20 protein-coding genes are annotated in these 22,625 nt (G+C 70.1%); 12 read left to right on the plus strand and 8 right to left on the minus strand.

Annotation, left to right across the window (positions count from 1 at the left end):
- The first annotated feature begins 72 nt into the window (after positions 1-72).
- Positions 73-3,456 (plus strand): AfsR/SARP family transcriptional regulator, encoded by a 3,384-nt coding sequence (locus ACZ6SF_RS12015; protein ID WP_466062062.1) that lies wholly within the window; start codon positions 73-75, stop codon positions 3,454-3,456.
- Here the strand turns inward: ACZ6SF_RS12015 and ACZ6SF_RS12020 are convergent.
- Positions 3,438-4,262 (minus strand): ABC transporter permease, encoded by an 825-nt coding sequence (locus ACZ6SF_RS12020; RefSeq protein WP_466062063.1) that lies wholly within the window; start codon positions 4,260-4,262, stop codon positions 3,438-3,440. The two genes, ACZ6SF_RS12015 and ACZ6SF_RS12020, sit on opposite strands and share 19 nt — an antisense overlap.
- A complete protein-coding gene (locus ACZ6SF_RS12025; RefSeq protein ID WP_466062064.1) occupies positions 4,259-5,254 on the minus strand; it encodes an ATP-binding cassette domain-containing protein in 996 nt (331 codons plus the stop codon). Before ACZ6SF_RS12025 ends, ACZ6SF_RS12020 begins: the two co-directional genes overlap by 4 nt.
- Positions 5,255-5,361: 107 nt before the next feature.
- On the opposite strand from ACZ6SF_RS12025, the gene ACZ6SF_RS12030 reads away from it, so the two are divergent.
- From ACZ6SF_RS12030 to ACZ6SF_RS12040, 3 genes are all read left to right on the plus strand, one after another.
- Entirely contained in the window at positions 5,362-5,583 is a 222-nt protein-coding gene (locus ACZ6SF_RS12030; protein ID WP_466062065.1) for a helix-turn-helix domain-containing protein, read from the plus strand.
- Complete coding sequence (locus ACZ6SF_RS12035) at positions 5,584-6,156, plus strand: Clp protease N-terminal domain-containing protein (RefSeq protein WP_466062066.1); 573 nt, start codon at positions 5,584-5,586, stop codon at positions 6,154-6,156.
- An 89-nt stretch (positions 6,157-6,245) separates the two neighbouring features.
- Positions 6,246-6,629 carry a phage holin family protein gene (locus ACZ6SF_RS12040; protein WP_466062067.1) on the plus strand — a complete coding sequence of 128 codons (384 nt, stop codon included), beginning with the start codon at positions 6,246-6,248 and terminating at the stop codon, positions 6,627-6,629.
- A 46-nt stretch (positions 6,630-6,675) separates the two neighbouring features.
- Here ACZ6SF_RS12040 and ACZ6SF_RS12045 read toward each other — a convergent pair whose 3' ends face one another.
- The gene (locus tag ACZ6SF_RS12045; protein WP_466062068.1) at positions 6,676-7,548 is read right to left on the minus strand and encodes a 1,4-dihydroxy-2-naphthoate polyprenyltransferase; all 873 of its coding nucleotides are present in this window, start codon (positions 7,546-7,548) and stop codon (positions 6,676-6,678) included.
- A gap of 121 nt (positions 7,549-7,669) precedes the next feature.
- Between ACZ6SF_RS12045 and ACZ6SF_RS12050 the strand changes: the two genes are divergently transcribed.
- Entirely contained in the window at positions 7,670-7,954 is a 285-nt protein-coding gene (locus ACZ6SF_RS12050) for a hypothetical protein (RefSeq protein ID WP_466062069.1), read from the plus strand.
- A gap of 21 nt (positions 7,955-7,975) precedes the next feature.
- Here the strand turns inward: ACZ6SF_RS12050 and menE are convergent, their stop codons facing one another.
- Both menE and ACZ6SF_RS12060 read right to left on the minus strand, forming a co-directional pair.
- Entirely contained in the window at positions 7,976-9,139 is a 1,164-nt protein-coding gene (menE, locus tag ACZ6SF_RS12055; protein WP_466062070.1) for an o-succinylbenzoate--CoA ligase, read from the minus strand.
- 293 nt (positions 9,140-9,432) lie between these two features.
- Complete coding sequence (locus ACZ6SF_RS12060) at positions 9,433-9,816, minus strand: VOC family protein (protein ID WP_466062071.1); 384 nt, start codon at positions 9,814-9,816, stop codon at positions 9,433-9,435.
- 78 nt (positions 9,817-9,894) lie between these two features.
- Here ACZ6SF_RS12060 and ACZ6SF_RS12065 point away from each other — a divergent pair, with 78 nt between their 5' ends.
- On the plus strand, positions 9,895-10,470 hold the full coding sequence (locus tag ACZ6SF_RS12065) for a hypothetical protein (protein WP_466062072.1): 576 nt from the start codon (positions 9,895-9,897) through the stop codon (positions 10,468-10,470).
- Here the strand turns inward: ACZ6SF_RS12065 and ACZ6SF_RS12070 are convergent.
- Positions 10,452-11,345: a 1,4-dihydroxy-2-naphthoyl-CoA synthase gene (locus ACZ6SF_RS12070; protein WP_466062073.1), complete on the minus strand. Its 894-nt coding sequence runs from the start codon at positions 11,343-11,345 to the stop codon at positions 10,452-10,454. The genes ACZ6SF_RS12065 and ACZ6SF_RS12070 overlap by 19 nt on opposite strands.
- 106 nt (positions 11,346-11,451) lie before the next feature.
- Here ACZ6SF_RS12070 and ACZ6SF_RS12075 point away from each other — a divergent pair, with 106 nt between their 5' ends.
- From ACZ6SF_RS12075 to ACZ6SF_RS12095, 5 genes are all read left to right on the plus strand, one after another.
- Positions 11,452-12,108, plus strand: coding sequence for a PaaI family thioesterase (locus ACZ6SF_RS12075; RefSeq protein WP_466062074.1), 657 nt, complete (start codon positions 11,452-11,454; stop codon positions 12,106-12,108).
- A 469-nt stretch (positions 12,109-12,577) separates the two neighbouring features.
- A complete protein-coding gene (locus ACZ6SF_RS12080; protein ID WP_466062075.1) occupies positions 12,578-13,024 on the plus strand; it encodes a DUF6918 family protein in 447 nt (148 codons plus the stop codon).
- Positions 13,025-13,234: 210 nt separating this feature from the next.
- Entirely contained in the window at positions 13,235-14,866 is a 1,632-nt protein-coding gene (gene menD, locus ACZ6SF_RS12085) for a 2-succinyl-5-enolpyruvyl-6-hydroxy-3-cyclohexene-1-carboxylic-acid synthase (RefSeq protein WP_466062076.1), read from the plus strand.
- A gap of 227 nt (positions 14,867-15,093) precedes the next feature.
- Positions 15,094-15,687, plus strand: a complete 594-nt coding sequence (locus tag ACZ6SF_RS12090) for a TIGR03086 family metal-binding protein (RefSeq protein WP_466062077.1) — start codon at positions 15,094-15,096, stop codon at positions 15,685-15,687.
- Positions 15,688-15,758: 71 nt separating this feature from the next.
- Positions 15,759-16,439 (plus strand): GAP family protein, encoded by a 681-nt coding sequence (locus ACZ6SF_RS12095; protein ID WP_466062078.1) that lies wholly within the window; start codon positions 15,759-15,761, stop codon positions 16,437-16,439.
- A 22-nt stretch (positions 16,440-16,461) separates the two neighbouring features.
- Here ACZ6SF_RS12095 and ACZ6SF_RS12100 read toward each other — a convergent pair whose 3' ends face one another.
- A complete protein-coding gene (locus tag ACZ6SF_RS12100) occupies positions 16,462-17,139 on the minus strand; it encodes a TetR/AcrR family transcriptional regulator (protein ID WP_466062079.1) in 678 nt (225 codons plus the stop codon).
- Positions 17,140-17,221: 82 nt separating this feature from the next.
- Here ACZ6SF_RS12100 and ACZ6SF_RS12105 point away from each other — a divergent pair, with 82 nt between their 5' ends.
- Positions 17,222-18,256 carry an aldo/keto reductase gene (locus ACZ6SF_RS12105; RefSeq protein ID WP_466062080.1) on the plus strand — a complete coding sequence of 345 codons (1,035 nt, stop codon included), beginning with the start codon at positions 17,222-17,224 and terminating at the stop codon, positions 18,254-18,256.
- Positions 18,257-18,338: 82 nt separating this feature from the next.
- On the opposite strand, the gene ACZ6SF_RS12110 is transcribed toward ACZ6SF_RS12105, so the two are convergent.
- Complete coding sequence (locus ACZ6SF_RS12110; RefSeq protein ID WP_466062081.1) at positions 18,339-22,559, minus strand: molybdopterin-dependent oxidoreductase; 4,221 nt, start codon at positions 22,557-22,559, stop codon at positions 18,339-18,341.
- Between the last annotated feature and the right edge of the window lie 66 nt (positions 22,560-22,625).

Genomic DNA, 22,625 nt, shown 5'->3' on the forward strand with positions numbered 1-22,625 from the left:
GCCGCCCGGCCGGGTCCGCCGCGCGGCGGCGATCGCCTGGAAGCGGTGCGCAGCGCATACGATGGCTGCGGTATGGAGCGCGATCCGGGCCGCTCGGACGGCCCCTCTCTTCTGAATCCGGTGTCGGCGGGCGAGTCGCTCGTCGTCGCCGTGCTGGGTCGGATCGCGCTGCGCCGCGAGACCGAACTGGTGGCGGTTCCGGGCGCCCGGGCCCGCTCGCTGCTGGTGGCGCTGGCGTTGCGCCCGGGCCGGACCCGCACCGCGGCGGCCCTGATCGAGGACGTCTGGGGCGAGGACCCGCCGCGGGCGCCGATGAACGCGTTGCATACGCAGGTCTCCCGGTTGCGTGCCGCGCTGCCCGACGGGGCGTTGGAGGCCGGGCCGGGTGGTTACCGGCTGGCGCTGCGTCCCGGCCAGGTGGATCTGACCGCGGTGGCCGAACTGGTCCGGCAGGCGCGGGCGCACCTGCAGCGCGGCGAACCGGGTGCGGGGCTGGCCGCCGTGGCACGGGCGCGGGCGCTGTGGTCCGGTGAACCGGGCGCGGATATGCCCGCCGGCCCGCTGGCCGACGAACTCGCCGGTCTGGCCGCCGAGCACGCCGAGGCGCTCGACGATATCGACCTGGCCGCGCGGGAGGCGCTCGGCGACCTCGAGGGCGCGATAGCGCTGGGCCGCGCCCGGATGCGGGCCCGGCCCCTGGACGAGACGACCGCCCGCACCCTCATGCGGTTGCTCGCGACCGCCGGGCGGGCCAACGAGGCGCTCGACGTCTTCGCGACTCTTCGTACGGGTCTCGCCACCGAGCTGGGCACCGATCCCGGAGTCGCGGTCACCGAGCTGAATACGGCCATCCTGCGCGGGCGGTTCGAGGCCGGTGGGCAGCAGAGCCCCGTCCGGCCGCCGGCGAATCCGCCGGTCGCCGCGGCGGTGGGGGTGCGCGCGGCGCCGAACGCGCTACTCGGGCGCGATGACGATCTCGCCGAACTGGCCCGGCTGCTGCGGGAATCGCGGGTTGTCACCGTGCTGGGGCCGGGGGGCGCCGGAAAGACCCGGCTGGCCAACGCGATCGGGATGCGGGTCGCGGCGGAACTGCCGGTGGTGCTGGTGGAGCTGGCCTCGCTGCGTCCGGGGTCCGGCCGGTCCGGCGGGGCGCTCGAGATCGAGACCGCGATCGGCACGGCGATGGGCCTCGGCGAGGCCGGACGCGAGCGTGGGTTGCCGCCTTCGCGGCCCCGCCCGGATTCCGCGCGGCGGCTGCGTGACGCGCTGTCGGCCCGCCCGATGCTGCTGGTGCTGGACAACTGTGAGCATCTGATCGACGCGGCCGCGGCGGCGGTGGCCGATCTGGTGGGTAGCTGTCCGCAGCTGGTCGTGCTCACTACCAGCCGCAGCCCGCTGGCCATCACCGCCGAGACCGTCTATCCGCTGGCCCCGCTGGCCATCGACCCCACCGGATCTCCCGCCACCGATCTGTTCACCGCCCGGGCCCGCGCGGTGCGGCCTTCGGTGCGGCTGGATATGGAGGTCGTCGCCCGGCTGTGCCACAAGCTGGACGGACTGCCGCTGGCGATCGAGCTGGCCGCGGCCCGGGTCCGGACGATGAGCGTCGAAGATATCGAACGGCGCCTCGATCAGCGATTCGCCCTGCTGCGCACCGGCGACCGCACCTCACCGGAACGGCATCGCACCCTGCACGCGGTGATCGCGTGGAGCTGGAATCTGCTCGAACCGGCACAGCGGATCACGCTGCGCCGGATGTGCCGCTTCCCGGCGGGTTTCACCCTGGCGGCCGCCGAGACGGTGGCCGGCGGTGCGGAGGTGGGCGATATCTCGGCCGCTGTGGACGGACTGGTGGCGCAATCGCTGCTCACCGTCGTCGAAGCGGAGGCCGAGGGTGACGACCCGTGGCCGCAGGTCCGCTACCGGATGCTGGAAACGGTCCGGGAATTCGGCGAACAGCAGCTCGTCGAGGCCGGCGACGCCGGACCGGAAGCCGAACTGGTGGATGCGCGGATGGCCTGCTGGGCACGCGAATTCGCGGTGGCGGTCGCCGCGGAGGTGCGCGGCGGCGACCAGCTCGAACCCGCGCTGCGGGTGGCGGTCGAACTGGACAACCTGGTGGCCGTACTGCGCCGGGCCTCGGCGGACGCGGATCGCGAAACCGTGTACGCGGTGTTCCCGGTGGTCGCCATGCGCTGGGTGGTCCACGGCGCGCATATGGAATTCATGAGCTGGATTCCCCGGCTGTCCGAGATCGTGCCACCGGCGCGGCCGTACGGGGTCTACGCCGAACTGGAATTGCTCGGGCACGCCCTGATCGCCCTGCATATGGCGTTCATGAACCGGAACCTGCGGGAGCTGGCGCGGATCAGGGTGCGCGTGCGCGCGCTGCTGCGCGCCGAGACCGGGATGAGCGAGGCGTTCCGGTTCCAGGGACAGATGCTCGTGTGCCCGGCCCGTGGCGCCGGATTGGCGCGGCTGCTGGCGCGCGGTGTGCGGTCGGCCGATACCGCGACCCGGGCGATCGCACTGGTGGCTCGCGCGAACATGTGGGAGAACATGGGCCGTATCCACGGCTCACAGCGCGACGGGCTGGCGGCAGCCGAGTTGTACGGCCGAGCGGAGGTCTGGAGCCGGGGGATGGTCGCGCAGCATCTGGGCTCCCTTGCCGGGCAGACCGGGCATTACCGGGAATCGGTGGCGCACTACGAAAGCGCGGCCGAGTCGCTGCGCCGGATCCACGCCTATGAGGAGAGCCTGGAGGTGCACTCGTATCTGGCGGTTTCGCTGGCCGGTCTGGGGGAGACGGCCCGGGCGCGCCGGGAGATCGGCTCGGCGCTGGGACTGTCCGGGTCGGGTACGCGGGGAACGGATCTCATCGATGACCCCGGCGTCCGGTTCAACCACCGGCTGGCGATGATCGCGGCGGCGCTGGCGGAAGTCGAACTCGCCGAGGGCGATACCGACTCCGGGCTGCGGCATTTCCGGCGGGCTCTGGAACTGATGGGCTGGCCGTTCCGGGAATCCGCACCCGGGCCGGGGACCCTGCTGATGTGTTCGGCGAACCTGGCCGCGCACGTTCTGGCCGGGCGGGTGGATCTGGTCGCCGATGTCGTGCCGTCTGTCGCGGTCTTCACGGCGAACCCGCTCGAGCAGGTACCGGACCTGCCCCGGATCGGGACGGTCGCCTGCGCGCTCGGTTCGGCGCTGCTGGCATTGGACGAACGGGACAGCCGCGGAGCGCAGCTGCTCGCGCTGGCGCCCGCGGTCGTGCCCCGGCAGGATTTTCCCGTGATGCGGTGGCAACGCCATCACGATCTGTGGCGTCCGCGGCTGGGATCGGCGTGGCCGGTGGTGGAACGGCACCACCGCGGTCGCGCCGGTGCGCGGATCGTGGAACTGCTGGCGGAAGTGGCCGCGCGCGGACCCGCGCGCGCTCAGGCCCGGCGCATATAGGCGCGGACGGTGAGCGGGGCGAAGACGGCGATGATCGCCGCCGCGCCGACCAGCGACCACACCACGTGCATACCGGCGTGCCCGTTGTTCATCAGATCCCGGCAGGCCCACACCAGATGCGAGACCGGGTTCACGTCGATGAACGCCTGCAGCCAGCCCGGCATGGTCTCCTTGGGGACGAAGGCCGGGGAGGCGAAGGTCAGCGGGAACATGACCATCATCGAATAACCCTGGACCGCGGCGGCCTTGTTGGCGATCACGCCGAAGAACGCCCAGATCCAGCTGGTCGCGAACGAGCAGACCACCACGAGCAGGATCGCCGCCACGACCCCGGCCGGATCGGGACGGAAGCCCATGATCAGGCCCATCACCAGCGTCAGGATCGAGGCGATCCCGTAGCGCACCATATCGGCGGTGAGCGCGCCCGACAGCGCCGAGATCCGGGCTATGGGCAGGGATTTGAAGCGGTCGAAAACGCCCTTCTCCATATCCTCCTTGAGCTGCACACCGGTGACGACCGAGGTCATCACCACGGTCTGCACCAGGATGCCGGGGATGATCACCGGCAGATAGCTGTGCACATCGCCGGAGATGGCACCGCCGAAGATGTAGGTGAACATCAGGGTGAAGATGATCGGCTGGATCACCACGTCGAACAACTGCTCGGGATTGTGCTTGATCTTGAGCAGGCCGCGGTAGGCCATGGTCAGGGTGTTCTCGACGGTCCGGCGCAGACCTATGCGGTCGGCGGGACGGGGGATCGGCCCGGCCGCGGCGGGCGCGGGGGCGGTGAGGGTCGTGGTCATGCTGCGGTCCGTTCGGGGTCGGTATCGGGTTCGGTATCGGCCGGGTGGCCGGTGAGGGTGAGGAAGACCTCGTCGAGGCTGGGCCGGCTCACGCTGATCTCTTCCACGGCGATACCGCGTTCGCGCAGTCCGATGAGCAGGTCGGTGGTGTGGCCCGCGTCCGGCAGGGCGGCGGTGAGCCGGCCGGCCTCCGGGGTCGCCTGCGGTTCGGTGCCGAGCACCTCGGCCAGTACCCGGCGGGCGGGGTCGAGCTGCGAGCGGTCGGCCAGGGTCAGGTGCAGTGAGGATCCGCCGATCGAGGATTTGAGCTCGTCGGCGGTGCCGTCGGCGATCACCCGGCCGTGGTCGATCACCGCGATGCGGTCGGCCAGCTGATCGGCTTCGTCCAGGTACTGGGTGGTGAGCAGCACCGTGGTACCGCGTCGCACCAGGCCGCGGATGGTTTCCCACATCTGGGCGCGGGTGCGCGGGTCCAGGCCGGTGGTGGGTTCGTCGAGGAACAGCAGCGGCGGGGTCGCGATGAGACCGGCCGCGAGGTCCAGCCGGCGGCGCATACCGCCGGAGAAGTTCTTCAGGGCTTTGTCGGCGGCATCGGTGAGGGCGAACTCCTCCAGCAGTTCCGCGGTCCGGCGCCGGGCCGCGGTCCGGCTCAGTCCGAGCAGCCGGGAGAAGACCATCAGGTTCTCGGTGGCGGTCAGGTCTTCGTCCACCGAGGCGTACTGGCCGGTCACCCCGATGAGGGAGCGGACGGTGGAGGGTACGCGGACCACATCGTGGCCGAAGACCCGCGCGCTGCCGCCGTCGGGACGCAGCAGGGTGGCCAGCATGCGGATAGTGGTGGTCTTGCCGGCGCCGTTGGGTCCGAGGACGCCGAAGACCGTGCCCTGCGGCACGGCCAGGCTCACTCCGTCGACGGCCCGCTGGGTGCCGAACACCTTGACCAGGTCGGTGGCCTCGACGGCGAGGGCGGCCGCTGATACGTGATTCGTCATGGGATTCACGGTCCTCTCCGGGTCTTGCATCGCTCTTGCACGGCGATTGCGGGGCGGTGTCGTCAATTTTTGTTGACATTGCGCCGAGTGTCAATCAAAATTGACGTATGACAGAAGCGACGACACTCGCCGCGGCGGCGGGTAGTCCCGACCCCTCGGTCGGGCTACGGGCCGTTCTGGCGCTGCGCAGACTGCTCGAACGACTGGAGGCGATCCAGGTGGCCAACGCCCGGAACCAGGGCTGGTCCTGGCAGGCCATCGCCGACGCGCTGGAGGTCAGCAAGCAGGCGGTCCATCAGAAATACAACCGGAAAGACAGGGGTCGGTAGATGTTCGAGAGATTCGCCAAGAGCGCCCGCTCGGTGGTGGTCGCCGCGCAGGAGCAGGCGCGCGCCCTGCACGCGCCGGAGATCCGCGTCGAGCATCTGCTGCTCGCGCTGCTCGAAGAGGGCGAGCCCCGGCTCCGGGCGCTACTGGAGGAGAACGGGGTGACCGGATCCGCGGCGTGGCACGAACTCACCGAGGAGGCGAGCGGATGGCCGCTCGGCCCCGAGGACGCCGAGGCGCTGCGCTCCATCGGTATCGACCTGGACGCCGTCCGCGAAAGCCTGGAGGCGACCTTCGGCGCCGACGCGCTCGACCGCGCGCAGCCGGCGCGGGAGTCCAAGGAGCGCCGGGGTGGGTTGTTCGGGCATATTCCGTTCGACTCCGGCGCCAAGAAGGTTATCGAGCTCTCGCTACGGGAGGCGCTGGCCCGCAAGGACAAGACGATCGAAACCGGTCATATCCTGCTGGCGGTGCTCCGTGCGCCCAATACGGTCACCACCGGGATCCTCGGCGGTACCGACCGGATCGACGGACTACGGGCACAGGTCCACGTGCTCCTGGACCGGGCGGCCTGACGGCGGCCCGCCCGGGCGCGGACACCCTGCCCCAGCGCGAATTACCGGCGGATCCGCCGCGACCGGGCGCCGTGTGCTTAGCATGAGTCATGCAGCTTCTGCTCCGGTTGATCGGCACCGCATTCGCTATCTGGCTGGCCGCCCTATGGGTCGGCGGCATCGAGGTCTTCTCCCCACCGGATCAGGGCAACGGTGCCAAGATCGTCGTCCTGCTCGCGGTGGCGGTGGTGTTCACCGTGGTGAACGCCTTCGTCAAACCGCTCGTGCAGCTCCTGTCGCTGCCCCTGGTGATCGTGACCCTGGGTTTGTTCCTGCTGGTCATCAACGCCCTGATGCTGTGGCTCACCGCCTGGATCACCGAGGCCACCGATTACGGCCTGCGGATCGACGGGTTCTGGGCGGCCTTGCTCGGCGCGATCATCATCACCATCGTGAACTGGGCGCTCGGAATCATTCTCCCCGACGGGGACTGAGCGAACCCGCGGCCGGCGGACCTTCGCCGCCGTGGGCCGAGCGGGGTCAGGCGCCGAGCCAGAGGGCGACCGCGCTGAGCGCGGACCAGGCCAGCAGGGCCAGGCCCGAATCACGCAGTGCGGGGATCAGCTCCAGACCGGAACGGTCCGCGCGGACCGGAGTGTTCGCGCGGACCGCCAGCGGTGCGGCGAGCAGCCCGGCCAGGGCCCAGGGGGTGCGCGCGACCAGCACCAGGGTCAGGACGAACGGGACGACCATCAGCACCAGATGCAGCGTGCGGGTCCGGGTATCGCCGAGTTTCACCGCGAGAGTCGTCTTACCCGTTTCGGAGTCGGTGGGGATATCCCGCAGATTGTTGGCCACCAGCACCCCGCTGGAGAACGATCCCACCCCGACCGCGAGGGCCACTCCGGCCCAATCGATGCGCCCGGCCTGGACGAACTGGGTGCCGAGCACCGCGATCAGGCCGAAGAAGACGAAAACGGCGACCTCGCCGAATCCGCTGTAGCCGTAGGGTTTGCTGCCGCCGGTGTAGAACCAGGCGCCGGCCAGGCAGACCGCGCCGACCGATACCAGCCACCACGCCGACAGCGCGGCCAGGATCAGGCCCAGAACCGCCCCGACGGCCAGACAGGCCACGGCAGCCCCGCGAACGGCGGCGGGGGTGGCCAGGCCGGAGCCGACCAACCGCAGTGGGCCCACCCGGTCGTCGTCGGTACCGCGGATACCGTCGGAATAGTCGTTGGCGAAGTTGACCCCGATGATCAGCGCCATCGAAACACCGAGCGCCAGCAGCGCCTTCCCCCACACCGCGCCGTCGATCGCGGCGGCGGCGCCGGTACCGGCCAGGACGGGGGCGATAGCGTTCGGCAGTGTGCGGGGCCGGGCGCCCTCGATCCATTGTGCTGCGGTAGCCATCACCGAAGCCTAGGTCACTTGCCTGATCGGGCGGGTGCGGGCATTCTCGACAACGTTGGACTGATCTTCCTCTCGGTGGGTAAGTCGCCCACCGAGGCGTACCCGGAGGAGAGGAGCCACGATGGCCCAGCGCAAGCTGCCCCGCACGGTCGAGCCCGGTGCCTTCGAAGAGGTGCCCGAAGCGGATCGTGCCGAACAGGCGGTTCCGGCCTATCCCGACGATGCCCCGTACAGCGATATCGACCCCCGCTCGGTTCCGGACGACCACGCCGTCCCGGGCGAAACCGTATCGGCGCCGGGCACCCGGGACACCTACGAGGCAGATCCGGTCGATATGGCCGAACAGGCCATCCCGGTCCCGCTGGGTGACGACTACGACGGCTCCTACGCCGACGACGAACCCTGACGCCGGACCCGGGCCCGCGGGTCAGGACGCCGAGCCCGCGAGCAGTGTTCTGCGCAGTTCGGCGCGGTCGGGTTTACCCGGGCCCAGCAGCGGGATCTCGTCGACGAGCGTCAGGTCGCGTGGTACGGCCACCGCGTCGAGTTCGGCGAGGACATGGTCGCGCAGCACGTCGAGGGTGGGCGTGGTCCCCGGCGCGGGCACCACGGCCACCGCGACCCGCTGGCCCAGCCGTTCGTCGGGCAGGCCCAGTACCACGCATTCCGCGACCGCCGGATGCGTCGCGAGGACCGCCTCGACAACCTGCGGGATCACCAGCAGGCCGCCGGTGCTGATCGCTTCGTCCAGCCGGCCCCGGACCCGCAGTACGCCGTCGGCGAACTCACCGGCGTCGTCGGTGCGGAACCAGCCCGGTTCGGCGAATGCCGGATGCTCGGGCATATTGCGGTAGCCCGCCGCGACCATATCGCCGCCCAGCACGATGCGGCCGTTGTCGATCCGGATCCGGGCGCCCGTCAGCGGGACCCCGTCGTAGACGCAGCCACCGCAGGTCTCGCTCATCCCGTAGGTGCGCACGATATTGATCCCCGCGTCGCGGGCCCGCTCGTACACCGGGGCCGGAGTGGCGGCGCCGCCGATGAGTACCGCGTCCAGTTCCGCGAGCGCCGCGGTCGCGGCGGGCGCCTCGAGGACCTTGATGAGCTGGGTCGGCACCAGCGAGGTGTAGCGGCGTTCGCCGCGCATCCCGGCGACGGCTCCCGCGAGAGCCTCGGGCAGGAAACCGCCGGACACATCGACCACGGTGGGTTCGGTGCCGGCCAGCAGCGAGCGCAGGAGGACCTGGAGACCGGCGATATGGTGGGTCGGCAGGGCCAGCAGCCAGCTGCCCGGACCGCCGAGCCGCTCATGGGTCGCGTCGCCGCTGGCCCGGAGGGCGGAGGCGGTGAGCATGGCGCCCTTCGGCACCCCGGTCGTCCCCGAGGTGGTGACGACCAGCGCGATACCGTCGTCGATCGGTTCCCCCGGGGCGAGCGCGTCGCCCAGCCGCCGGGCCTCGCGACGATCACTGGTCGGTACCGGCAGCCACGCCGCCGATCCGCTGCCGTCCAGCACCTGCCGCAGATGCGGAAGGACGTCGCTGACACCGCTGCCGGTGGGAATGGGCAGAGTACGCAAGGTTTTGCTCACGGCCGCGCCTTGTCCCCGGCTCGCCGGAAGGTCGTGATTCGCTCGTCGTGCTCGCTCACGGCAGCGATGGTGTCATGTCCGCGCGGACACGGCAGGCAGGGGTCCGCGCTGCCGGGACAGGGCGCCGGAGCCGGACTATCGGATTGGGCTGGGCCAGGCATGGGGCTGCGATTCACTCGACGGACGGTACGAAGGGGTCGCACCGGGCGTCGGTGATCGGGCGGCCATCCGATCGTATCGTCGCCCGGCGGGCCGGGGGTTGGCAACCCGGCAGGAAACCCGGCCGCTCCCGGTCAGCGGTTGTCGCGCCGCAACGGATGTTCTTCGGGTATCTCCACCAGCACGATCGGAACACCGTCGGGATCGGTCAGCCACATCTCGATCAATCCCCACGGTTCGATGACCGGCGCCCGGTCGATCGCCACTCCGCGCAACGTCAGCTCGACCGCGACGGCCCCGAGATCGCGAACCTGCAACCAGATCGCCCCCGCGAACCCCCGGGGGGCGGTATCCGCGCCGCCGTGGCCCGCGACCTCGATCAACGACTGTCCCGCGAAGAACACTGTTCCGCCGGGGTACTCCCGGAACACCGCCAGACCCAGGGAGTCGCGGTAGAACGCCAGGGTTGTCGCGTAGTCCCGCGGGCGCAGAATGACCCGGCTGCTGAGGATATCCACCCTGAGCGAGTGTAGGGGCGGCCCGGCAGTCGGCGCGGGATCCGCCCCGGATTCGCGCGCTTCGAGACAATCGATCTTGTGACGCTCTACTTGCCCGACCGCCGAGAGATCCGGACCGTCGCCCTGCGCGCCCCGTTGCGTAATTGGCATCCGAGCGCGAAGGACTGGCTCCTCGGCAAGATCGACCATCCGCTGGACGACTGGGACACCCGGGCATTCCTGACGGTTCCGGGCATTATCTGGACTGTGTCGAGCGATACCTGCGCGACCGGGCGGTTGAGCGCACCCGAGAACGTGGCGTACGACCACCACTACCGCGAATTCGTGTTCCGTCAGCCCCGTGACGAGGAGGAACTCGCGGCGATCATGAGCGCCGACTCCGAAGAAGTGTTCGGGTGTTACCGGTTCGACGGTCTGGATCGCTGGACCTCCCTGAGCCTCGCCGCCTGGGTCGAGGACAAGGAGGTCATCGTCGGCTACCTCCGTCATGTCCTGGCCGCCGGGGACAACTCCGAGATCCACGACTGCCTCGGACAGTACGAGGCGTACCTGGACAGTCCGGAGTTCAGCGACTATCTACGTGACTTCGGGCGGCATCTGGAGAATCGCGAGCGCGGGCGCACGCCGGCGCCCGATCAGAAGTGCCAGGGGTAGGGACTCCAATCGGGGGCGCGCTTCTCCAGGAACGAATCGCGGCCTTCGATGGCTTCGTCGGTCATATAGGCCATGCGGGTGGCCTCGCCGGCGAAGAGTTGCTGGCCGACGAGACCGTCGTCGGCGAGGTTGAAGGCGTATTTGAGCATGCGCTGGGCCTGGGGGGATTTCCCGTTGATCGCCGCCGACCATTCCAGGGCGACATCCTCGAGTTCCGCGTGGTCGACGACCGCGTTGACCGCGCCCATCGCGTGCATTTCCGCGGCCGTGTAGGCGCGGCCGAGGAAGAAGATCTCGCGGGCGAATTTCTGGCCCACCAGCTTGGCCAGGTAGGCGCTGCCGTAACCGCCGTCGAAACTGCCGACGTCGGCGTCGGTTTGTTTGAACCGGGCGTGTTCGCGGCTGGCCAGCGTCAGGTCGCAGACCACGTGCAGGCTGTGGCCGCCGCCGGCCGCCCAGCCGTTGACCAGGGCGATCACGACTTTGGGCATGAACCGGATGAGCCGCTGTACCTCCAGGATGTGCAGCCGGCCGGCGCGGGCCTTGTCGACCGTGTCGGCGGTATCGCCGCTGGCGTACTGGTAGCCGCTGCGGCCGCGGATCCGCTGGTCGCCGCCCGAGCAGAAGGCCCAGCCGCCGTCCTTGGCGCTGGGACCGTTTCCGGTGAGCAGGACTGCGCCGACGTCGCCGGTGGTGCGGGCATGGTCGAGGACCGCATAGAGTTCGTCGACCGTATGCGGCCGGAAGGCGTTGCGCACCTCCGGCCGGTCGAAGGCGACCCGGACCGTGCCCTGCTCGATATGGCGGTGGTAGGTGATATCGGTCAGGTTCTCGAACCCTGCCACTTCGCGCCACAGCGTCGGATTGAACGTCATGGGGGTGATTACATCAGGCGCGGTAGGCGGGTTTGCGGGCCGTTGACTTCACCACATCTCACCCGTTTTGTTTGGACGGCGTAAAACCCGGAGTTACGGTGCATATATGAGCGAGCGGACCCAACCGGTGATCGACGACAGCGCCGTCGACGAGGATCGGTACGAGCGGCACGGCGGGTTTCCGAAGATCACCCCGGCCGAGGTCGGGCCGGAATTCGGGGAGTTCGTCGAGGCCATGCGGACCCTCCAGGACCTCACCGTCTCCGCCGACGCCCCGGATTCGGTCTATCGCGCCGCCCGCGACCGGGCCAACGAGCTGATCGCCCTGCTCGAGCCCTACCGGGCCCCCGAACAGCAGGGTCCCGCCGGCCGGGCCGTCGACCTGCCCGGTCGCGGCAGCCTGCTCCTGCTGCCCTGGCGTACGGTCTCGGCCGGACCCGACGGCATCGTGATGCGGGGTGTGTTCCGCCGCTTCCATCTCGGCGGGAACGCCGCCGCGCACGGCGGTGTGCTGCCGCTGCTGTTCGACGATCTCTTCGGGATGACCGTGCACTACGCCGGACGGCCGATCAGCCGCACCGCCTACCTGCATGTGAACTACCGCAAGGTGACTCCGCTGGACACCCCGCTCACCGTGCGCAGCCGGGTCGAGCGGACGGAAGGCCGGAAAACCTTCATCAGCGCCGAACTCCTCGATGCGGAAGGCACCGTCCTCGCGGACTGCGAAGGCCTGATGATCCAGCTACTCCCCTGGCAGCCGTAATTCTGGAGCAGCTCCGCTGCTCGAGGTTCGGCCCTCTTTTGCGTCTGCTGTCGGCCCTCGAGACTCGCGGCTGCGCCGCATGCGCTTCGAGGGCCGACAGCAGACGCGGGCCGAACCGGTTCAGGCGGAGGTCGGGGCCTTGAAGGTCTTGCTGAAATCGGGGGGGGCGGCGGGAAACATCGGTCTCGGCGGTTGGGCGGTGGCCGTTGCGGGATCCCGGTCGGTGGGACCGGACGGGGGGCGTGGCGGGTTCTTCGGAGTACGGATGTTTCGGTTTGTGTACGCCGGGGGTACTACCTGCTCGGGAGGTGGGCTGCGGCCCGATCTTCGGCCGTACCGGGTTGCGCGGCAACGCCGGTGGGACAGTGCGGCCCGCGGTCCGGCTGTGCGGGGCCGCGAACACTCGTGCGGGTGATGCGTATAGTTGCGTTGCCCGTCCATACGAGTACTGATCCGGAGGATCCTTAAATTGGTTGCAGCACTGTCTGAATCACTGCTTGACGAGGCCACGCGCCCGGCCTTCCTCGCCGATGCCGTCCAGGTCCTGGATGCCGAGGTCTCCGATAAGGGTGGTGCGTCGGGTCTGGCCGTGAAGGGTGGGTACGCGGCGGTGAAGAAGATCAGCCCGTCCATCGTGCCCGACGCCCTGGAATCGCTGGCGCCCAAGCTGCTCGAGCAGCTCCAGCCGTACTGGGCCGAGTTCCAGGCCGGCGGCAGCGGCACCTTCGGCGAACTGCTCGCCGGCAAGGGCGACGAGGTCGCCGAATCGCTGCTGACCGTCACCGACGCGCGTGCCGCGGCCTCGAGCCGCCCGGCCCTGCAGAAGGTGTACAACTCGATGCGTTCCTCGGCCAAGAAGAACGTCGTCGAGGCGCTGCCCCGGGTCGGCGACCTGGTACAGAAGCACGCCGGCTGACCGGTATCCCGGCAATACGGTGATTCGGCCGCGCGCACGCGCGGCTCGTGGGGGCCTCGTCGACGAGGTCCCCAACGGGGGGTTCCGGCCCGGTTCTCGGGGGTGAAGGACCGGTTATCGCAGGTCCTGCGGGTATGTGCCGCCGATCGGCGCCGCCGATGTGAGCAGGCCGACGCAGACGGCGCCGCCGTGGTCTGACAGGCTGGAGGCGTGAATCCGTCAACAGCGCAAGCGCGGGTGGTCGTCGACGAACTCGCCCGTGGCGGGGTGCGGGAAGTGGTGCTGTGCCCCGGCTCGCGCAACGCGCCGCTCGCGTTCGCACTGCAGGCCGCCGATGCGGCGGGCACGCTCCGGCTGCATATGCGGATCGACGAGCGGACCGCCGGATTTCTCGCGATCGGCCTGGCCATCGCGTCGGGCGCCCCGGTACCGGTCGTCATGACCTCGGGGACCGCGGTGGCCAATCTGGGTCCCGCGGTGCTGGAGGCGAACTACGCCCGGGTGCCGCTCATCGTCCTCAGCGCCAACCGTCCCTACGAGATGCTGGGCACGGGCGCCAACCAGACCGTCGAACAACTCGGGTTGTTCGGCAGCCAGGTCCGCGCGACCATCAGCCTCGGCCTGGCCGAAACCGAAGCGGCCGCCGACTATCCGCGGCAGAACAGTGTCTGGCGTTCGTCGGTGTGCCGGGTGCTGGCCGCCGCCCGCGGTACCCGCTCCGGCAATGCCGGGCCGGTTCATTTCGATATTCCGCTGCGTGAACCGCTGGTCCCGGACTCGCGGGCCGGTGAGCCGATACCGGCGGGACGGGAATCCGGCCGCCCGTGGACCGCCACCCAGTACGCCACCCTCGACGTTCCGCTCGATATCGACCTGACCCCGGATACCGTGGTCATCTCCGGCCACGGTGCGGGGCTGCGCCCCGAACTCGCGGCCCTGCCGACGGTCGCCGAGCCCACCGCGCCCGTGCACGGCCCGGCCCTGCATCCGCTGGCGCTGCCATTGCTGAAACCGAAACAGGCCATCATCACCGGCCGCCCGACCCTGCACCGGCAGGTGTCGAAGGTGCTGGCCGATCCCGAGGTCACGGTGTACGCGCTGACCACCGGTCCGCGCTGGCCCGATGTCTCCGGCAATGTGGTCGGTACCGGCACCCGGGCGGTCACCACGGGGGAGCCGAGCCCGCAATGGCTGACCCGCTGCCGGGAGCTCGATCAGCGTGCCCGCACGGTGGTGCGCGACGAACTGGCCGGTCATCCGAAACCCACCGGCCTGCACGTGGCGGCGGTGATCATGGACGCCCTGCGTGAAGGCGATCAATTGCTGCTGGGCGCCTCGAACCCGGTGCGTGACGCCGCCCTGGTGTCCTCGCCGCTGCCCGGGGTCAGGGTGCTGTCCAACCGCGGGGTCGCGGGTATCGACGGGACGGTGTCCACCGCGGTGGGCGCCGCGCTGCACCATCCGGGCCGCACGGTCGCGCTGATCGGTGACCTCACCTTCCTGCACGACGCGCCGGGCCTGCTCATCGGACGCGGCGAGCCCCGCCCCGAGGACCTCACCATCGTGGTCGCCAACGACGACGGCGGCGGCATCTTCGAACTCCTCGAACAGGGAGACCCGCAATACGCCGGGGTTTTCGAGCGGGTGTTCGGCACCCCGCACGGAATGGACCTCTCGGCATTGTGCGCGGCATACCGAATACCCCATCAGCAGGTCGGCCCGGCCGAACTCGCAGCCGAACTCGCGGTACCCGCGGGCGGGTTCCGGGTACTGGAGGTGCTCACCGACCGGGCCGGGCTGCGAGAACTGCACACGGCCATGCGCACCGGAATCGGCTCCTAACGCCCCGGGCTCGGCCCCCGCGCTCGGCCGCCGGGTTCGGCCGCCCGGTTCGGCCCGCGCCTGCTGTCAGCGCTCGAAGCGAGGCGGCGCAGCCGCGAGTCTCGAGCGCTGACAGCAGGCGCTCAGGAGGGCCGAACATCGAGCGGCGGAGCCGCTCCGAAATAACAGATGATTTCGCCCGGCCCGCGTCGTCTCGATCTACAGCAGCCCCGGATCGAGGAGACCGCATGCCACCGGAATTCGACCTGTCGCCGGCCACCGACGCCCTGACCGCCGTCGTCGCCGCGATCGAGGACGACCAGCTCGACGCACCCACCCCCGCCGATATTCCTGTCCGAGCCCTGCTCGAGCATGTGGACGGGCTGGCCGAGGCTTTCCGGGCCGCGGCCACCAAGGAAGCGCTGAACAGCTCCGCGGCCCCGGAATTCGGTTCCGGCGACACCTTGCCGACCGGCTGGCGCGCGGGTATCGCCGACCGGTTGCGCGCGCTCGCGCAGGCGTGGCGATCACCGTCGGCCTGGGAGGGCGATACGGAAGCGGGCGGTGTCGCCATGCCGGCTCCCGTGACCGCACGGGTCGCCTTGGACGAACTCGTCATCCACGCCTGGGATCTGTCCCGGGCGACGGCGCAGCCGCTGGAGGTGGCCGATTCCCACCTCGAAATACTGCTGGATTTCCTGAAGGACACCCCGGCCGAGGGCACGCCCGGACTGTTCGGCCCCACGGTCGCGATCGGCCCCGGCGCCCCGCTGCTGCACCGGGTACTCGGCTACACCGGTCGCGACCCGTTCTGGCTACCGACGGCCATCTCCGCTACATGATCGGACAGCGCGGGCACCGGGTCCGCGCTGTCCGGCGACCGGGTCCGGCGGGTGCGTAGGCTGGCCGCGTCATGGTGGCCCTCCTGTTCGCCCTCGCCGGGTTCGCGTTCATCGATTCCCTCGACCTGTTGCTCGTCGGGGTGACCGCGGCGATCGTGGTCGACAGCAGGCTGGCCCGGAAATCGCCGGTGCCCGGCGGGATGAGTTTCGTCGCCGGGGTTTTCGCCGTCACGACGGCTTTCGGGTTGCTGACCGTGCTCGGTATCGACTTCCTCACCGATCTGGTGGATTTCGAACTCACGCCGACCATCCGGGCCTGGGGGGAACTGGTTTTCGGGGTGGTCCTGCTGGTTCTGGCCGCGCTGCCCGGCGGCGCGCGCGCCGAACCGCCCGCCTGGACGGTCACCATCCGGCGGCGGCCCTGGTTGCTCGGGGTGCTGGGGGTGGGTATCGGGCTGGCCCAGGCGCCGACCGCGATTCCCTATCTGGCGGGCCTGGCGATGATCGCGGCCCGCGATCCACGTCCGGCGCTGTGGCCGCTGATCGTGGTCGCCTACTGCGCTCTCGCGCTGTTGCCGCCCGTGGTGGTGCTCGCGCTGTCGGTCCGGCGCACTCCGCGCGCGCAGCGGGTGTATCGCGCGGTCGTACGGGTGGTCTCGCGATACGGGCCGGTCTCGGTGCGGGTGGTGTTCGCGGTATTGGGCGCCGCGCTACTGGCCGACGCGGTGATCCACGCCGGAAACCTGTGGTGAGAAACCCGGCCGGGCGGCCGGGTCATTCGGCGTTGTGGTCGTCGGCGGTGCGGACGTAGATTCCCGCGGTGGCGGCCGCCGCCGCGGCCGACGCGGCCGTGCGGATCGCGGCCGCGTCGATCGGGTCGCCGCTGGCCAGCAACCGGTAGTACAGCGGCCCGGATACCGCGGTGAGTACCGCGCGGGGGTCGGTGCCGGGCGGCGCCTCGCCGCGGGAGACGGCGTCGGTGATACACGGCGCCCATTCGCCGAGCCGGGCGTCGTAGAACCGCCGCAGCGCGTCGGCCGCGGAGTCGTCGCAGGTGGCGGCGGCGATGACGGCCCGGAAGAGACTGCCCTGGCGAGGGTCGGTGAGTGTATCGGCGACAAGTCGGGCGTTCGCGGTGAGGTCGCCGCGCAATGTCCCGGTATCGGCGCGCGGTCGTGATTCCCGCGCCATCTCGACGAGGAGGTCGGCGATGAGTCCGGTGGGGGTCCGCCAGCGCCGGTAGACCGTGGTCTTGCCGACCTCGGCCCGGGCGGCGACCTCAGTCAGGTCCAGGTGCGCGAAACCGCGTTCGGCGAGCAGATCGCCGGCGGCACGCAGCACCGCGCCACGGACCCGGGCGGTGCGTCCGCCCGGGCGGACGGAACCGGGTTCCGAAGCGTCACCGGGTTCCGATGTTTCGGGTGTCTCGTGGTCCGGCGAATCCAGCGTCATAACGGAACTCCAGTTTCATTTGTGGCTCGATGGGTGTATCTTCGAGTTTGTTAACGGAACTATAGACCCTTTAGGAGTCGAGATGGAGTACCGGCGGATGGGTGCCTCGGGGCTGGTCGTACCCGCCCTGAGTTTCGGAGCGGGCACCTTCGGCGGCCGCGGCGAACTGTTCGGCGCCTGGGGCGATACCGATACCGAGCAGGCCCGGCGGATGGTGGATATCAGCCTGGACGCGGGCGTGACGATGTTCGATACGGCCGACGTCTATTCCGACGGCGCCTCCGAGGAAGTGCTCGGCGCCGCGATCCGCGGCCGGCGTGACCGGCTGCTGCTCTCCACCAAAGCGAGCCTGCCCACCGGTCCCGGGCCGCTCGACGCCGGCTCGGGCCGGGCCAGGCTCATCGGCGCGGTCGAGGCCTCGCTGCGCCGGCTCGGCGTCGAGCACATCGACCTGTTCCAGCTCCACGCCTTCGACGCCCACACCCCTATCGAGGAGGTGTTGCGCGCGCTGGACGATCTGGTCCGCGCCGGCAAGATCCGATACCTGGGCGCCTCCAATTTCGCCGGCTGGCAGCTGATGAAATCACTGGCCACCGCCGATCGCGGCGGTCTCACCCGCTATGTCGCGCACCAGGTCTACTACTCCCTGACCGGCCGCGATTACGAATGGGAACTGATGCCGCTGGGCCTGGCCGAAGGGGTCGGCGCGGTGATCTGGAGCCCACTCGGATGGGGCCGGCTCACCGGCAAGATCAGGCGTGGGCAGCCGCTCCCCGAGGGTAGCCGGTTGCACCGGACGGCGGAAGCGGGTCCGCCGGTGGACGACGAACACCTGTACACCGTCGTCGACGCGCTGGACGAGGTCGCCGCCGAAACCGGCCGGACCGTACCGCAGATCGCCCTCAACTGGCTGCTCACGCGTCCCACGGTCGCCACCGTGATCGTCGGCGCCCGCGACGAGGAGCAGTTGCGCCAGAACCTCGGCGCGGTCGGATGGGAACTGACCGCCGACCAGCTCGCCCGGCTGGACAAGGCCAGCGCACTGACCCCGCCGTACCCCTACTACCCGTACTACCGCCTGCCGGATTTCACCCGGCTCAACCCACCCGCGGCCTGAACCGCTCGGTAGACATCGAGCATGAGCGGGGGTCCTGCGTGGTTACGCTTCGCTACCGCCTCCGGACCTGCCCCGCTCATGCTCAGTAGACATCGCGGACATAGCGTTTCTCCGCGGTCAGCTGTTTCCGGAAGGCCAGTGCACCGTCCTCGTCGAGTTTGCCGTGCACCCGGGCGATCCGGAGCAGGGCGTCGTCGACATCCTTGGCCATCCGGGCCGCGTCGCCGCAGACATAGAAATGGGCGCCCTCGCGCAACCACAACCACAGTTCGGCGCCGTGCTCGATCATCCGGTGCTGGACATAGATCCGCTCGCGCTGATCTCGGGAGAAGGCCAGGTCGAGCCGGGACAGATGCCCGGACCGGAACATATCCTCGAGTTCGGCGCGGTAGTAGAAGTTCTGGGTGGCGTGCTGATCACCGAAGAACAGCCAATTGCGTCCGGTGGCACCCCGCGCCCGCCGCTCGTGCAGGAAACCGCGGAAGGGAGCGATACCGGTGCCCGGACCGACCATGATCATCGGCGCGGAGGGGTCCAGCGGCGGGCGGAAATGCGGGGCGCGCTGGAGGAACACCGGGACCGTCGCGTCGGCGGCGCGGTCGGCGAGGAAGGTCGAGCACACACCGCCGCGCCGGGCCGCCGATCCGGCGCCCGCCGGATCGCCGTAGCGGACGATCCCCACGGTGAGTTCCACCCGGTCCGGATCCACCAGTGGGCTGGACGAGATCGAATACTGGCGCGGCTGGAGCTTCTTCAGCACATCGAGCCATTCGACGAGGTCGGCCCGCACCGGGAAATCGCGGAGGACATCGGCGGCCTGCCGGTCCCACAGATACCCGGCCAGTTCGTTGCGGTTGTCCCGGCGCAACAGCTTCGCGAGCCGGTTGCTGGGATTGTGTTCGGCCACGAACTCCAGCAGGTCGCGGGAGACCTTCGTGACGTCGTAGTGGGTGCGCAGCGCGCTGTTCAGGCTCATCTCCGCGTCGCCGACGGTGACGGTCCGGTTGCCGTCCAGCCCGGTGGCGTCCAGCCATTCGCCGACCAGCGACGGGCAGTTCACCGGCCACACACCCAGTGAGTCACCGGCCTCGTATCGGGCGTCCAGGCCCTGGAGGTCGAAGACGAACCGCCGGACCTCCTTCGACGCGTCGGGGGCCGTGAGCAGTTCGTTGCTCACCAGCGGGGCGGCGACCGGGGTCGCACGGGTGAAGGGCGCGGGCGCGCGCGGTGTCCGCGCCGGAGCCGTGCGCTCCAGAACAGCCGTGGCGGCGGTGGAACCGGTCGCCGGCTTCGGGCCCGGGCCGCCGATACCGGCCGGTGCGGCAGTACCGGTTCCGGCGGTGTCGGTGGAGGCTTCCCGTTCGCCGCCGGAATCCGACAGGGCGGCGATCACCGAGTCCAGCCAGGCGGCCCCCGGCTCCTCGAAATCGGGTTCACAGTCGATCCGGGGCAGCAAGCGGGTGGCGCCGCGGTCGGCGAACAAGGTGTCCAATTTGCGGCCGTGACCGCAGAAATCGTCGTAGGAGGAGTCGCCCAGGGCGAAGACGGCGTAGCGCATACCGGTGAGCCGCACCGGGCTCTCGTCGAGCCGGGTCCAGAAGTCGGTGCCGTTGTCGGGTGGGCCGCCGTCGCCGAAGGTGCTGGTGACGACCAGGACATCGCCGGCCAGCGCCGAGAGTTCGCAGGAATCCATATCGACCAGCCGCGGCCGGAATCCGGCCTCGGTGAGCCGTTGCGCCGCGCCCGCCGCGAACTCCTCGGCATTGCCGGTCTGGGAAGCCCACAACACCGTGACCGCCCGCGTCTGCGCGTCACCGCCGGCCGCGCCGGCCGCCGCCGGATCCGCCGGTACACCGCGCGAATACATGCCCGCGAGCAGCCCGTCCACCCAGACCCGGCCGCGCGCCGAGAGCGGAGCCGATTCCGGCAGCACCGGCTGGCCCGAGACCGGAAGGGAGTGCAGGGCGGCCAGATAGCCGCCGAGGTAGATCCGTTCGGTTTCGCTCAGAGTCGGGGTGGCGGCCGTGTCCAGTCCGAGGATCGCGGCCAGCGGATGCGCGCCGGGCGCGGTCTCGCCGATTTCGGCGGCGGGCGACTCCGGTCCGCGCGCGGGCGTCATCGGCGCCACCCGGCGCAGCGACACCGCGCACGCCTTGAATTCCGGTTGCAGCGAATCGCCGTCGACCGCGTCGTTGGTCACCGCGTTGATGGTCAGGTACTCACCCTGTTCGTCGTTCCAGTGGAAGGGCGCGAAACAGTCGCCCGGCCGGACCCGGTCGTCGATCCGGACCGGCAGCACCGCCCGGCCGCGACGCGACGCGATTTCGAGCTGGTCGCCGGGTTCCAGACCCAGCGCGCGGGCGTCGGTGGGATGGACCTCGACGAACGGCGCCCGGTTCAGTCTGTTCAGCTTGTCGATGCGGCCGGTCTTGGTCATCGAATGCCATTGATGCTGCAGGCGGCCGGTATTGAGCAGGAACGGATAGTCGTCGTCGGGCATCTCCGCAGCGGGCATATGCGGCCGCGGCCAGAACACCGCCCGCCGGCTCGGGGTGGCGAAGGCCAGCCGGGGCCGGTGCCCGGTGGCGTCGGTGTACTCGGTCTGGCTCACCCCGTCGTTGAGGTAGCGGATCGGGTTGCGGCGGCGGGCCGGGTCCGGGCACGGCCACTGCATGGGCCCCTCGCGCAGCCGGTCGTAGCTCATTCCGCGCAGGTCGTAGCCGGTGGCCGGATTCGCGAAACCGCGCAGTTCGTCGAAAACCTCGGCGCTGGAGGCGTAGTCGAACCCGGGGAATCCCATCGCGGTCGCCACCTGGGCGATGAGCTGCCAGTCCGGGCGCGCCGCACCCGCCGGGTCGATCGAACGTTGCTGGAGGGTGACGGTGCGTTCGGAATTGACCATCGCCGCGTCGGCCTCCGCCCACAGCGTGGCGGGCAGCAGCAGATCGGCGTAGGTGTTGGTGGCGGTATCGGTGTAGGCGTCCTGGGCGATCACCAGTTCGGCGGCCTCGAGCCCGGCGATCACCGTTTTGCGGTTGGCCACGGTCGCCACCGGGTTGGTGCAGATGATCCACGCGGCCTTGATGGCGCCCGCGGACAGTTGCCGGAACATCTCCACCGTGCCGGGGCCCGCTTCGGACCGCAAGGAGCCCGGGGGCAGTTCCCACGCGGTCTCCACGAAGGCGCGATCGGCGGGCGCGAGCACACTGCGCTGGCCGGGCAGGCCCGGGCCCATATAACCCATTTCCCGGCCGCCCATGGCATTCGGCTGCCCGGTGAGGGAGAACGGGCCGCTACCCGGGCGGCAGATCGCGCCGGTGGCCAGATGCAGGTTGCACAGCGCGTTGGTGTTCCAGGTGCCGTGCGTGGACTGGTTGAGCCCCATCGTCCACAGGCTCATCCATTCACCCGCCGCGCCGATCCACTGTGCGGCCGTGCGGATATCGGCCTCCGCCAGACCCGTGAGCGCGGCCACCCGGTCGGGCGGGTAGTCGGCGAGGAACTCGGGCATACCGGTCCAGCCCTCGGTGTGCTCGGCGATGAACTCGCTGTCGATATCCCCGCTCTCGACCAGCAGGTGCAGCAGACCGTTCAGCAGTGCGAGGTCGGTGCCGGGAGCGATCTGCAGGAACAGATCGGCGCGGGCGGCGGTTTCGGTGCGGCGCGGATCCACCACGATCAGTTTCGCGCCCGCCTTGAGCCGGTCGGCCATCCGCAGGAACAGAATGGGATGGCAATCGGCCATATTGGCGCCGATCACGAAGAACAGGTCGGCGTGCTCGAAATCCTCATAGGATCCGGGCGGCCCGTCGGCGCCCAGCGATTGTTTGTAGCCCGTGCCCGCACTGGCCATACACAGGCGCGAGTTGGCCTCCATATGGATGGTGCGCAGATGCCCCTTGGCGAGTTTGGTGGCCAGGTACTGCGCCTCCAGCGACATCTGGCCGGAGACGTAGAGCGCGATCGCGTCCGGTCCGTGTTCGTCCAGGATCCGGCGCAGTCGGCTCGCGGCCTCGGCCACCGCCTCGTCCACCCCGACCGGTTCCGGTTCGACGCCGCGCTCGGGCCGCCGATAAGCGGTGGTCATCCGGCCGGTGGTCCGGGTGAGCTCCAGGTGGGTGGCGCCCTTGGTGCACAACCGCCCGGCGTTGGCGGGGTGGAGTTTGTCGCCGACGACCTTCGCGATCACCGGGGCGCCGGTGGGGTCCGTCCGGGTGGTCACTTCGATTCCGCAGCCGACGCCGCAGTACGAGCACGAGGTTCGGGTCGTGCCCGGCTGCCGGTCTGTGCGCCTTTCGGACATGGTTCCGATGGTGCCCGCGACCGGTTTCCTCGGGTTTTCCCGATGTTAGGGGCCGATGACATTCCC

It is taken from the genome of Nocardia sp. NPDC049935, from assembly GCF_055586645.1.

Coding starts and splice junctions, on each gene's coding strand:
- ACZ6SF_RS12075 (WP_466062074.1), top strand. CDS start 11,452: ATGAGCGAGCGGACCCAACCGGTGATCGACGACAGCGCCGTCGACGAG.
- ACZ6SF_RS12030 (WP_466062065.1), top strand. CDS start 5,362: ATGACAGAAGCGACGACACTCGCCGCGGCGGCGGGTAGTCCCGACCCC.
- ACZ6SF_RS12025 (WP_466062064.1), bottom strand. CDS start 5,254: ATGACGAATCACGTATCAGCGGCCGCCCTCGCCGTCGAGGCCACCGAC.
- ACZ6SF_RS12095 (WP_466062078.1), top strand. CDS start 15,759: ATGGTGGCCCTCCTGTTCGCCCTCGCCGGGTTCGCGTTCATCGATTCC.
- ACZ6SF_RS12110 (WP_466062081.1), bottom strand. CDS start 22,559: ATGTCCGAAAGGCGCACAGACCGGCAGCCGGGCACGACCCGAACCTCG.
- ACZ6SF_RS12070 (WP_466062073.1), bottom strand. CDS start 11,345: ATGACGTTCAATCCGACGCTGTGGCGCGAAGTGGCAGGGTTCGAGAAC.
- ACZ6SF_RS12090 (WP_466062077.1), top strand. CDS start 15,094: ATGCCACCGGAATTCGACCTGTCGCCGGCCACCGACGCCCTGACCGCC.
- ACZ6SF_RS12035 (WP_466062066.1), top strand. CDS start 5,584: ATGTTCGAGAGATTCGCCAAGAGCGCCCGCTCGGTGGTGGTCGCCGCG.
- ACZ6SF_RS12040 (WP_466062067.1), top strand. CDS start 6,246: ATGCAGCTTCTGCTCCGGTTGATCGGCACCGCATTCGCTATCTGGCTG.
- ACZ6SF_RS12105 (WP_466062080.1), top strand. CDS start 17,222: ATGGAGTACCGGCGGATGGGTGCCTCGGGGCTGGTCGTACCCGCCCTG.
- ACZ6SF_RS12050 (WP_466062069.1), top strand. CDS start 7,670: ATGGCCCAGCGCAAGCTGCCCCGCACGGTCGAGCCCGGTGCCTTCGAA.
- ACZ6SF_RS12045 (WP_466062068.1), bottom strand. CDS start 7,548: ATGGCTACCGCAGCACAATGGATCGAGGGCGCCCGGCCCCGCACACTG.
- ACZ6SF_RS12100 (WP_466062079.1), bottom strand. CDS start 17,139: ATGACGCTGGATTCGCCGGACCACGAGACACCCGAAACATCGGAACCC.
- ACZ6SF_RS12020 (WP_466062063.1), bottom strand. CDS start 4,262: ATGACCACGACCCTCACCGCCCCCGCGCCCGCCGCGGCCGGGCCGATC.
- ACZ6SF_RS12015 (WP_466062062.1), top strand. CDS start 73: ATGGAGCGCGATCCGGGCCGCTCGGACGGCCCCTCTCTTCTGAATCCG.